Annotated in this window: 13 protein-coding genes; 6 read left to right on the forward strand and 7 right to left on the reverse strand. The window is 70.0% G+C overall.

The window, feature by feature from the left end; genetic code table 11:
- The first annotated feature begins 94 nt into the window (after window positions 1-94).
- The 3 genes from ACFWTC_RS34820 to ACFWTC_RS34830 all read left to right on the forward strand — a co-directional run bounded on the left by ACFWTC_RS34820 (window position 95) and on the right by ACFWTC_RS34830 (window position 3149).
- Entirely contained in the window at window positions 95-874 is a 780-nt protein-coding gene (locus ACFWTC_RS34820) for a helicase associated domain-containing protein (RefSeq protein ID WP_383929538.1), read from the forward strand.
- A 1661-nt stretch (window positions 875-2535) separates the two neighbouring features.
- A complete protein-coding gene (locus ACFWTC_RS34825; protein ID WP_383929536.1) occupies window positions 2536-2820 on the forward strand; it encodes a hypothetical protein in 285 nt (94 codons plus the stop codon).
- A gap of 65 nt (window positions 2821-2885) precedes the next feature.
- Entirely contained in the window at window positions 2886-3149 is a 264-nt protein-coding gene (locus ACFWTC_RS34830) for a hypothetical protein (protein ID WP_383929533.1), read from the forward strand.
- Between the two features lie 61 nt (window positions 3150-3210).
- Here ACFWTC_RS34830 and ACFWTC_RS34835 read toward each other — a convergent pair whose 3' ends face one another.
- A complete protein-coding gene (locus ACFWTC_RS34835; RefSeq protein WP_383929530.1) occupies window positions 3211-4350 on the reverse strand; it encodes a PucR family transcriptional regulator in 1140 nt (379 codons plus the stop codon).
- Between the two features lie 87 nt (window positions 4351-4437).
- Here ACFWTC_RS34835 and ACFWTC_RS34840 point away from each other — a divergent pair, with 87 nt between their 5' ends.
- Both ACFWTC_RS34840 and ACFWTC_RS34845 read left to right on the forward strand, forming a co-directional pair.
- A complete protein-coding gene (locus ACFWTC_RS34840) occupies window positions 4438-5493 on the forward strand; it encodes a ferredoxin reductase (RefSeq protein ID WP_383929528.1) in 1056 nt (351 codons plus the stop codon).
- A gap of 7 nt (window positions 5494-5500) precedes the next feature.
- Window positions 5501-6619 carry a fatty acid desaturase family protein gene (locus ACFWTC_RS34845; protein ID WP_384029913.1) on the forward strand — a complete coding sequence of 373 codons (1119 nt, stop codon included), beginning with the start codon at window positions 5501-5503 and terminating at the stop codon, window positions 6617-6619.
- Window positions 6620-6896: 277 nt separating this feature from the next.
- On the opposite strand, the gene ACFWTC_RS34850 is transcribed toward ACFWTC_RS34845, so the two are convergent.
- From ACFWTC_RS34850 to ACFWTC_RS34870, 5 genes are all read right to left on the reverse strand, one after another.
- A complete protein-coding gene (locus ACFWTC_RS34850) occupies window positions 6897-7157 on the reverse strand; it encodes a hypothetical protein (RefSeq protein ID WP_384029911.1) in 261 nt (86 codons plus the stop codon).
- Complete coding sequence (locus ACFWTC_RS34855) at window positions 7154-7462, reverse strand: DUF6247 family protein (protein WP_383929520.1); 309 nt, start codon at window positions 7460-7462, stop codon at window positions 7154-7156. Before ACFWTC_RS34855 ends, ACFWTC_RS34850 begins: the two co-directional genes overlap by 4 nt.
- Before the next feature lie 368 nt (window positions 7463-7830).
- The gene (locus tag ACFWTC_RS34860) at window positions 7831-8034 is read right to left on the reverse strand and encodes a hypothetical protein (RefSeq protein ID WP_383929516.1); all 204 of its coding nucleotides are present in this window, start codon (window positions 8032-8034) and stop codon (window positions 7831-7833) included.
- A gap of 107 nt (window positions 8035-8141) precedes the next feature.
- Complete coding sequence (locus tag ACFWTC_RS34865; RefSeq protein ID WP_384029909.1) at window positions 8142-8426, reverse strand: hypothetical protein; 285 nt, start codon at window positions 8424-8426, stop codon at window positions 8142-8144.
- Window positions 8427-8900: 474 nt separating this feature from the next.
- Window positions 8901-9464 (reverse strand): hypothetical protein, encoded by a 564-nt coding sequence (locus tag ACFWTC_RS34870; RefSeq protein WP_383929510.1) that lies wholly within the window; start codon window positions 9462-9464, stop codon window positions 8901-8903.
- 78 nt (window positions 9465-9542) lie between these two features.
- Between ACFWTC_RS34870 and ACFWTC_RS34875 the strand changes: the two genes are divergently transcribed.
- Complete coding sequence (locus ACFWTC_RS34875) at window positions 9543-10046, forward strand: hypothetical protein (RefSeq protein ID WP_384029907.1); 504 nt, start codon at window positions 9543-9545, stop codon at window positions 10044-10046.
- A 316-nt stretch (window positions 10047-10362) separates the two neighbouring features.
- Here the strand turns inward: ACFWTC_RS34875 and ACFWTC_RS34880 are convergent.
- Window positions 10363-10732, reverse strand: a 370-nt coding sequence (locus ACFWTC_RS34880; protein WP_384074951.1) for a transposase, incomplete at its 5' end; no start/stop codon positions are given.

Raw genomic sequence — 10732 nt, forward strand, 5'->3', positions numbered from 1 at the left:
TGAATCATCAAATTTTGGCCGTAACTCCCTAGCTTTGGACCCGTCATCGACGATGCTCCGTCTTCTGTCGTCTCACCACCCCCGGCACCGTGGAGTGAACCGGCCACTGCGTCGGCCAGAAGCTCTCGTCCAACTCCGCTTCAAAGTCGCCTGGGCGGAGGGCCTGGCCGCCACGCGCGGGTGGGCCGCCGCGCACGGGCACCTCCTGGCGCCGCTGGACACCGGCTTCCAGGGCGCCCCGGTGGGGATCTGGCCGAAGAACACCCGGGCGGCCTCGCGGAAGGCGCAGGGCATCAAGCAGCGGCGAGCCGAGGGGCTGCCGGTGGAGTCGTCGGCGGGGGCGATGACGCGGGAGCGGCGCGAGCAGCTGGAGGAAATCGACCCGTCCTGGTGCCCCGCGTGGCCGGTGACGTGGCAGCGCTGCTTCCACCTCGTGCGGCTGCACCTGGACACCAGCCAGGCGCTGCCCACCGCGGCGGGCGAGGTCGTGCGCCAGGGCGAGGACCTCGGACGGTGGGTCACCTCCGTCCGGCACGGGTGGGACCAGCTCACCGGGGTCCAGCAGTGGATGTGCGAACAGGTCCTCGGCATCGAACCCGCAACCGAGGACGAGAAGCCGACGCCGCGCACCAGCCAGGCGGACAAGTGGGCCATGCACCTCACCGCCGCCGAGCAGTTCTTCGCCCGCGAGGGCCACCTGACAGTGCCCCGCAAGCACATCGAGACCATCACCCTCGGCGGGGACGGGGACGGGGGCGGGGGCCAGGCGCAGCGGGACGTCCCGCTGAAGCTCGGGACGTGGGTCGACAACCAGCGCCGCCGGGCCGCCACCCTGACACCGGAGCGGGTGGAGCGCTGTCCAAGGTCGGCATGAGGTGGGCGTGATGGGCGAACCGGCCCCGGCCGCGACACTGGACGCGACGGAGGTCCTGGCGGCGGCGCAGCGGTGCACGTGGGCCTTGGCCGACCCGGGCGGCTTCCTCAGCTCCGAGGCGTCGGAGGAGATCCTGACCGTGGCACTCACCCGACCCGCCCCACAGCAACCCCAGAGCCAGGGCGGCCGCGCCGAGGCCGGCTCCAGCACGTGCGGTCGCGCTCGATCGTGGACGTGTAGACCAGACAGGGGCCCGTCTTGGTCCGCTGGGCGGTCGAGGTCACCACCGCCGGGAGCCGAAGTAGGGCACCGTCGTCCCGTCGGCCTCGACCTCGTTGTAGTCGCGGAGTCGGCGCAGTCCGTGATCTCAGCCCGCAGCGGGTCGCCGGAGGCATCGAGCATGGACACCCCGCAACGTGCCTGACGCTGCCCCGCATCACGGTGCCGTCCTGCTGATGCCAGAAGATCGTCGCCTGGATGTCCGCGAGCGCCTTGTCCGTCGCGTGCTTGCCCAGCTCCGGGTCAACCTTCGCCGTTGCGTACGAACGCTCCTCAGCCGCCGTCATCGCCCCGTACCCGGCCAACACCGCCGCCTTCTCCCCCGCATGCGGATCCACCGACGCAACCGACGCCGACGCCACCGAAGGCTCCGCACCAGGCTTCCCGTCCGACGGAGCTCCCCCACACCCAGCCATCAGACAGACAACCACCCCAACCCCGCAACCGAACACCCACAACTTTGATCATCCCGTCACGCTAACCCCCACAACCCCCACCCCACCCCGAACCAGCCACACCCCACAACCACCCCCACTCACCCCTCCCCAGCACCCGTTCCGTCCACCATCTCCCCCGACCTCCTCCACCCACTCCCCACCTATAAGTCAGACCTCCGAGCGTCTGCGCAAATGGCCCTGCGCAGGAAAAATGCAAGCAGCGGCGCAACTGCACCTACCCCCACCTCTACCGGGGCCTGTACCCCACCTGTACCCGGACCTGTGCCCCCACCTGTACCCCCGCGACATCGCCGGCCAAAGCCCCCGGACAGGCCAAGACGAGCCGCCACGCGACGCGCACGGAGAACCCCTTGTCCGGCCGCGACGCACCGGCCATGCCGGGAGCTGCAAGGGCGGGAACGAAGGCGCCAGCCAGGGCGGAGCGCGGTCGAGGAGTGCAGTGCCGCCGCCCTCGCGGCCAGGCGCCGGGACCGGACGGCCGCCGAGACCGCGGGCCTGACGGGGCACGGCATCGTGCTCCGGCTGGGACGGGACGCACGCCTGTGACCTGCACTGGGGAGGTTTTCGGGGAGGTTATCGATGACGTCACCAAGCCCGTCAAGCCCGCCTGCGACCGTCAAGGAGAGGTCTGCACTCACCACGGGCCGGGGCGACCGTGACGGCCCTCGACCAGGCCACCGCGATGGCTCTCACCCTCGCCTACCACGCCGCCACCACGACAGCGGGGTCCGAACCCACCAGACCGGATTCCGACCCGCGGGACCATCAGCCGAGCGTCCGCTCCTCTCCCCACTCGCTCGGCTCCTCTCCTCTCGCCTACCGACGATCACCAGCGGTCACAAGCTAGTGACGTGTTGTCAGTCCGGGGTGCTTTCATGGGGCAGCTGTGCGGGGAGCACAGCACGACCGGGAGGGGACCCCTGAATGCCGACTGTCCGCGAGCATTTACGCAACGGAGTACGTGTCCGGGCCCACTGGCGCAACCCGGCCGATTCCAGCAGGCAGGTCGGCCTGCTGTTCCTGTTCGTGGTGGCGATCTTCGTCCTGGGCAACAAGCCGATGGGCGGTGCAGCCCCTGTCGACCGGAAGCCGGGGCCGCAGCCGACGGTGTACCCGATCAAATGGCCCGGGTGGGACAAGCCGGTCGTCGTCCCGAAGCCGACGGTCTCGTACCCGATCGTCTTCCCCAGCCCGGCGCCCGCCTCGTGAGCCGCCGCCCGCCCGCACGGCGCTCCGGCCGGAGCCGGCGCTCCCGCGGGCGCAGGAACAGCGACATGGAGAACCTCGGTCTGATCGCCCTGGTGAGCGTGGTGGCGCTCAGCCTGGTCGTGGGGGCGCTCCGGTGGCTTGCCGCGCACCCCTGGGTGGTGGTGCTGGCGCTCATGGCCGCGGTGGGCGCGGGCGCCGTCTGGGTATGGCGGCAGAAGGAGGCGGCGCAGTGGGAGCGGGTCCGGGCTCAGGGGCTGCGCTACGCGGTCGCGCACCTGGACCGCCTGCACCATCGGCAGTTCGAGTTCGCCGTAGCTCCGCGTCGTTGAACGACAGATTCACCCGCCGTCCGCGTGGCGCGGACGCGGTCGTGAACGGTCGAAGTACGCGTCAGCTGACCCGAAGACCGACCGCCAGCGTCAGTTCAAGGACCCGGTGTGGCGATGCGAGATCCGGAAACAGCTCCCGCAGCTGCGACATCCGGTACCGGACCGTCTGGGGATGGACGAACAACGCCGCCGCCACCTCGTCCCGCCTGCCCTGGTGCAGCAGCCACGCTCGCAACGTCTCCTCCAGCCGCCGTGCCGTCGCGACAGGCAAGGTCCGCAACGGTGCGAGGGCTCGGGCACGCAGGTCTGCGAACGCGTCCGCGTCGGCGCTCAGCACCAGCTCGGGCAGGTGGTCCTCGGTGTCGCGAATATCAGAGGAGAGGGAGCGCGCGCGTACGGCTCGTGCGTACGAGGCGGACGCACGAGTCCATGGCCGGGCCGGGCCGACCACGGCGGTGCGGTCGGTCAGCTGCCGCAAGAGATGTGATCGGTCGGCATCGGGGACGAGCAGCACACCGGTGGCGTCCGGCAGATCGTCGAGGACGAGGGTGCTCGGGTCGAGCGCGCGGTAGGCAGGCCGGGCCTGGGCGGCGGGCAGCAGGACCGCGGTCAGCGAAACCGGAGGCTGCCACCCGGCCCGTTGAACAGAAGCCAGCAGCACGTCCGGGCTCGCGCCGGCGAGGAGGTCGCGGGCCAGGTGTTCCAGGTGGCGCTCGTGGGCCCTGCCCCGGGCGGCCAGTTCGTCGGCGTGGCCCGCGGCGCTCGCGGCAGAGAGCTCGTCGATGTAGGCGAAGGTCAGCTCGGCGAACTTGGCGACCTCGGCGGCGGGCAGACCTACGGGTACGGCACCCGCTGCCAGGCATCGCCAGGCCACGCGGGCGCCGACGCGGTAGGCGCTGAGTAGGGCGTCCATCGAACGGCCGTCGCGCACCTCGCCGCGGCCCAGCTCGTAGGCTGCGTCACCGGCGTCGCCGCCTGTGGCGTTCCCGCTCGCGAGGTCCAGGTAGTGCCCCAGGGCGGTACGGACGGCTCGGCGGATGGTGGCGCCCATGTGGCCCGAAAGGGCGTTGGCGTAGGGAGGGACCTCGTCGATGATCGCCTGGACGACCTCGTCGGCGGTGGACTTCAGCGCGGCCCGAAGTGCGGTGACCGTCGTCTCATTTAGGGCCAGTTCGCTGGCCCTCCGGATTGCATGGCTCACGTTTCTGTTCCCTGCGAACAATTCAGCCGATCAGATTTACGTCCTGCGGTCAGGACTTTACGCCTTGAGGCGCAGCAAGCTGGAGTCATGACGAGCGCAGCCCTCCGCAGCAGGGCGTGGAAACTGCTGGAGATGGTCACGACGCCGCTGCTGCCGTCGGACTACCTCGACCTGGTCAGCCCGCTGCGTGCGGGCGCTGACCTGCGTGGGCGCATCGAGGCCGTGCACCCCGAGACGGGTGACGCCGCGACGATCGTGATCAGGCCGGGGCGGGGCTGGCGCGGCCACACAGCCGGTCAGTACGTGCGGATCGGGGTCGACGTCGACGGGGTGCGCCTGTGGCGTGCCTACTCCATCACCTCGCCGACAAACCGCCAGGACGGCCGCGTCACGATCACCGTGAAGGCGATCCCGGACGGCAGGGTCAGCAACCACCTGGTCCGCAGGGCGAAACCGGGCACGCTGGTCCAGCTCGACCAGCCGACCGGTGACTTCGTGTTGCCGCAGGCCAAGCCCGCCAAGGTGCTCTACCTGACGGCCGGCAGCGGCATCACGCCCGTGATGGGCATGCTGCGCGACATCGAGTTCGACGACGTCGTCATGGTCCACTGCGCGCCACAGCCGCGAGACGTGATCTTCCGCAACGAACTGCACGACCTGGTCGCGGACAAGAAGCTGCGGCTCACCGAGGTGCACACCGACACGGACGGCATGCTCGACATCGCCCGTCTCGACGAACTCGTGCCCGACTGGGCCGAGCGCGAGACCTGGGCTTGCGGGCCCGCGGGCCTGCTCGACGCCGCCGAAGAGCACTGGACCGAGCACGGCGTACAAGAGCGCCTGCATACCGAACGCTTCCGCCCCAGCATCGTCGTCGCGGGCGACGGCGGCGAGGTGACGTTCAGCGCCACCGGCAAGACCGTCGCCGCGGACGGCGCCACGCCGTTGCTGGACATCGGCGAGGAGGCCGGCGTGCTCATGCCCTCCGGGTGCCGCATGGGCATCTGCTTCGGCTGCGTCACGCCGCTCAAGGCGGGCGCCGTCCGCGACCTGCGTACCGGCGAGATCACCGAGGCCGAGCCGGGCGTCCTCATCCAGACCTGCGTGTCCGCCGCGGCGGGCCCCTGCGACATCGAACGGTAGGAGCACCTTGACCGCCATCGACCCCACCGCCCACCTGACCGCGGAGCAGATCGAGGAGCTTGGCCGGGAGCTGGACGCGATCCGCGACGAGGTGATCGCGGGCCGCGGCGAGAAAGACGCCGCCTACATCCGTAAGGTCATCTCGGCGCAGCGCAAGCTCGAGCTGGTCAGCAGGGGCGTGCTGCTGTTCTCGATCTTCCCGCCCGCGTGGCTGCTCGGCACCGCCGGTCTGTCCGTGGCGAAGATCATGGACAACATGGAGATCGGCCACAACGTCCTGCACGGCCAGTGGGACTGGATGCGAGACCCGAAGATTCACTCCACCACCTGGGAGTGGGATCACGTCTCGCCGTCCGAGCAGTGGAAGCACTCGCACAACGAGCTGCACCACACGTACACCAACGTGATCGGCAAGGACAACGACCTCGGCTACGGCATCATGCGCGTCGACGAGGACCAGAAGTGGCACCCGTTCCACCTCGGTCAGCCGCTGTGGAACTTCATCAACGCCTGCTTCTTCGAGTACGGCATCGCAGCGTACGACCTGGAGCTCGGCAAGAACCTGCACAAGCGCCGCCGCAAGAACCCGGAGTTCCGCGCGCGGGCCAAGGCCGTGGGCCGCAAGATCCGCAAGCAGGTGCTCAAGGACTACGTGATCCACCCGCTGCTGTCGGGCCCGTCGTTCCTCACCACGCTCGCCGCCACGTTCACCGCGAACCTGGTCCGCAACATCTGGTCCCACTCGGTGATCATGTGCGGGCACTTCCCCGAGGGCGTACAGGTCTTCGAGCGCCGGTCGATCAAGGGCGAGACGCGCGGCCAGTGGTACCTGCGCCAGATGATGGGCTCGGCGAACATCAGCGGCAGCAGGGCCATGCACTTCATGACCGGCAACCTGTCGCACCAGATCGAGCACCACCTGTTCCCGGACCTGCCGAGCAACCGGTACGCCGAGGTCGCGGTGAAGGTGCGCGCGCTGTTCGAGAAGTACGAGCTGGAGTACGTCACCGGGCCGCTGCCCAAGCAGGTGTTCTCCGCGTGGCGCAAGGTCTTCCGGCTCTCGCTGCCGGACAAGAAGCCCAAGGGTAAAACGCCGGACCGCGAGCAGGAGCTCGTCGCGGCTTGACTCCCGGTATTGGTTCGGTTCTTTCGGCCGTACCGGCGGCACCGCCGGTTTCAGTGAGATCCGTTGCGGACGGTGGGCGGCCGCGACATCAGACCGTACGACACGGGATCCGGGCAGCCCGGTGTCCGGCTGCGCTGCCTGTACGACCGCAGCAGCGCCCCGTCACCTTCGTCGCGGCGGAGCGCGGCGGACGCGAGTGGCACGCCGACCCGGCGGACGTGCCGGCGCCCGGCAGGCTCCCGGAACGAGGCGCGGGCGGCTCTCGGCAGTCGGATGGCTAGCCGAGCCAGACGATGTCCAGGACGGACAGGTGCCGTAGCGGACGGTTGGCGAAGTAGATGACGGACAGGCGGCCGGCGGACGCGATACGGATGTCTTCGCCTTCAGGGTCACCGGCGTCCCACTGGAGGAAGCCCCACGGGTCAGCCGCGGCAGCGTCCAGTAGGTCCCACACCGTCTCTTCCGCGTGTTCGGGGAGGGCGGCGAGGACCTTCGCGGCCAGCGACGAAATGCGGACCGCGTACGGCTGCAGGCTCACCGGCGCCTCCGGCCGCGGAGCTCGGCCATGTCCAGGAACCCGGCCTCGTCGTGGCCGGAAGCCACGAACGCGTCGACCGCGGGGGCGGAGGCGAGACGGGCCTGCCAGACGTGGACGACCTCGTACAGGGTGTTCAAGGAGAACGTCCGCCGCGACTCCTCCAGGGCCTGCACCCACTCCTCCTCGAACGCCGGCACCCACCGATCTGCGCGCCGGTCGGCGCGCAGCTGGACGAGGAGTTCGGCCGGCGCCCCGGGCGCGGGCGCGTACGGGGCGGTGGGTGTGTGGTCGGGCTGGGCGCTCATCGGCTCCTCCTGCGGCGGGTGCTACTGGCCACCGTAGGACTAGGTGTCCTCGGATAGCACGGTCTTCCACCAGGAGGTGGGACTGGAGAGCGCCTCGGCCTCGGCCCCCGTAGCAAACTGGTCGAGTGGCGCAGGGTGGACAGGATGTCCACCCTGGCGGGCAACTCGCTACAGTGGAGCCTGCGGGACTTGCGCGCACGCAAGTAAGTTGATCATGCTTCTCAGCATTGTCAGTGTCGCGCGGCAGACTGATGTCACGCAGTACGGCGGCCTCTGCCCGGCCTGCGAAGCAGGGACAGAGACCGCCGCGGGTGTAAATCCGCACCTCGCGCCTCTTGGTGGTAGGACACCAGGGGGCGCGTCGCGTTTTACAGGCGGCTGACCAGCATCTCGTACAGCCACACCAGGCACCGGTGGAACCAGTGCGCGGTCTCGTCGGCAACGCCAGCCATCAAGGCCTGGACTGCGCCGACGAGCAGCACCTCGCGAGCAGTGGTGCGGCTCTCACCCCGGACAGGCGGCCGGCCGTCGTCCTCGAAATCGTCGGACGTCGGCTTGTCGCTCTCCGGCATGGGAGCCCCCCCCCAATCAGGACCGCCGCGCATCAACCGGAAGGCCGGGGCGACGGTCCGTCAAACCCGGCCCCCCAGAAGCTGCACAGCACCCGGAAGGGTCGCGATCAGAGTACCGACCCCTGCTGACACATCAGGGGCACCGACGGGTACGGCCGCCCCTCGAAAAGTCGACAACACGACGGCCCGGCGCGTGCCAGCACCGCCCGCACAGCGTTGACCAGGCACTCCGCCATACCGAAGGCGGGCTCGACTTTCTTGAGGTTCTGGCCGGTGTCGTAGATGGGCAAGACGCCGAACACGAAGAAGCACACCCTCAAGTGCGCGAACGGCGGCTTGGTCACGTTGCGGCGGTCCCGATGGTCGACCTGTTCGCAGGTCGCGGCGGCCATGCACCCAATCGGTGATGTTGGTGTCCTGCGGCCCCTCACGCGGACGTGATCCCGTTCGACAGCGACCGTTTCCAAAGGTGCGCCTGAACGCGTGGGTGAGGTCAGAGGCGTGCGGGAACCGCAGCACGGACTGGGTGCTCTGCCTGCACCTTCTTGCACTTCCGAGTCAGGACCGGCATCACCCCGAGCATGTGACGAGGGCCTGGCGAACGTTGTTGATCTTGCTCTGGGTGTCGTCAATGCCGTTGGCGTCCCAGCTCGCGGCGGCGTACGCGCGCAAGTTGCCGTCCGTGGAATCGGGCGCCCGACGGCCCGGCGGTCGAGGCGGGCGACCGCCTGGGCCACCGCGTCGGTGAGGGTGGTGGCGCAGCGCACGACGGCTTCCCGCGGCACCGGGGCGGTGCGGGGCATCAGCTGGTCGAATGGCTGCGCCGGGCCGGCTGACGTGGACGGGCCGGCCGGCGGGGGTCCTCGCTAGCAGACCCGGTCGAAGCCGCGGGCGGCTCCGGCGGTGTAGCCGTTCCAGTAGGCGGCGCTGTGGTCCGAGCTCTTGTCGACCTGCGGTCGCACGTCGCAGTTGGCCCGGCCCGCTTCCTGACCCGCGCGGAAGCCGGCCTGGAAGCCCTGCTGGTAGTCGCGCCTGTTGTTCTGCGGGGTGGCGTTCGGCGTGGGCTGGGGTGTGGTGGTGCCGGGCGCGGCGACGCGCTTGCAGTTGACGAAGACGAACGGCTGGTCCTCGTTGACCGCGAGGACGGTGTAGTCGACGTTCTTCTGGAAGCGGGTCAGCTTGAAGTTGCCGCTCGCGTCGACGTTCAGGTCTTGCGTGCTCTCGCCGTCGTTGAGCTTGCGCGGGGCGGTGAAGCCCTCGCCGGTGATGGTGACGGACATGCCGTTGGCCGCGGGTGTGACGGTGCAGCTGGCGGCGGGCACCGCGGCGACGGCCGTCGGCGCGAGGAAAGCCGCCCCGCCGAGGGCGACGGAGGACGCGAGGAGCGAGGTGATCAGCGTGCGTCGCGTGCGTTGCGTGCGTCGGTGCATGAGGCGACTCCCGTGAGACTGGGGGCAGCCGTGCGGCCGCCGGGTCCCCCTTTTTCATCCTGCGCCGACCGCCGCGGGGTGTCGACCGGGCGGGTCGCGGTGCGGCGCGGGCGGGCGCACCCTGGAGGTCTGGGCGCCGCCGTCAACGCCCGCGCCCTGGCTGCCCTCGGCGACCTCCCCGGCGCCCGCCGGGCGGCCGACGTCCACACCCTGGCCGAACAGCTGAACGGCCCCGAGTCGGCGGACACCTGGTTCGGGTACCCGGCCCAGAAGCACGCCGTGCATCTCTCCCAGGCGTACACGCTGCTCGGGCGAAACCCGCGCCGCCTACCAGGCGCAGGACGATGCCTTGGCCCTCACGTCTTCCCCGTCGGTGATGACCCGCGCCCTGGTGGCAATGGACACCGCGCCGCGTGCCTGCGGGTCGACGGAGATCCGGCCGCGGCCGCCGCCATGGCCTCCGCCGTCTACGACCGGCTACCAGCCGCGTACCGGAGCGGCCTGGTGCCTTCCCGCGCCCAACTGCTCCACCGAAACCTGCGCGGTGTCCCGCGCCGGCTGCTCGGCGACGTCCTCGCCTGAGGGTGCTTCGAGACTGCGCTGGTGAGCATCGTGCGCCGCCCTCTCGGGCACGGACCGGTCCCCCGCGACGACGTCCAGGAGGAGCGTGCGGTCCGCGGGCGCACCGCCGCCGAGCGGGCCACTGAGGAGACTCTCCAGCAGCGGTCCGCCCCGCCTACGGAGCCCGGCTCCATATCTGCCCGGCGCAGCCTCGGAGCCGGTCCCGGGGCCTGATCGCATCCCCGGACGTCGCCGCTCAGCAGCGGTTGCCCTATTGGGTCCAACGGTCCAGGGGGTTGAGGAACAACCACGTCAAAGCGTGCGCTAACTGATCGTTTCAAAATGAGGTCCGGAGCCGTCTCAAACAGATCATGCTGCAGGCGAGTTGGAGCAGTCCGAGGTGGAGGTCGGCGCGTATTTCGTAGCGGATGCGGAGTCGTTTGAACTGGTGGAGCCAGGCGAATGTGCGCTCGACGACCCAGCGGGTCTTGCCCAGACCGGAGCCGTGTGGGGTGCCGCGGCGGGCAATTTTGGGGGTGATCCCGCGGGCCCGTATGAGACGGCGGTACTTGTCGAAGTCGTAGCCGCGGTCGGCAAACAGCCGCCGGGGCCGGTGACGTGGTCGGCCGCGCAGGCCACGGATACGGGGAATGAGGTCCAGCAGTGGCATGAGCTGGGTGACGTCGTGACGGTTTCCGCTGGTCAGG

Source organism: Streptomyces sp. NPDC058619, from assembly GCF_042717785.1.
In the GTDB taxonomy this organism is placed as follows: domain Bacteria; phylum Actinomycetota; class Actinomycetes; order Streptomycetales; family Streptomycetaceae; genus Streptomyces.

Coding starts and splice junctions, on each gene's coding strand:
- ACFWTC_RS34825 (WP_383929536.1), top strand. CDS start 2,536: ATGCCGACTGTCCGCGAGCATTTACGCAACGGAGTACGTGTCCGGGCC.
- ACFWTC_RS34830 (WP_383929533.1), top strand. CDS start 2,886: ATGGAGAACCTCGGTCTGATCGCCCTGGTGAGCGTGGTGGCGCTCAGC.
- ACFWTC_RS34840 (WP_383929528.1), top strand. CDS start 4,438: ATGACGAGCGCAGCCCTCCGCAGCAGGGCGTGGAAACTGCTGGAGATG.
- ACFWTC_RS34855 (WP_383929520.1), bottom strand. CDS start 7,462: ATGAGCGCCCAGCCCGACCACACACCCACCGCCCCGTACGCGCCCGCG.
- ACFWTC_RS34860 (WP_383929516.1), bottom strand. CDS start 8,034: ATGCCGGAGAGCGACAAGCCGACGTCCGACGATTTCGAGGACGACGGC.
- ACFWTC_RS34865 (WP_384029909.1), bottom strand. CDS start 8,426: ATGGCCGCCGCGACCTGCGAACAGGTCGACCATCGGGACCGCCGCAAC.
- ACFWTC_RS34870 (WP_383929510.1), bottom strand. CDS start 9,464: ATGCACCGACGCACGCAACGCACGCGACGCACGCTGATCACCTCGCTC.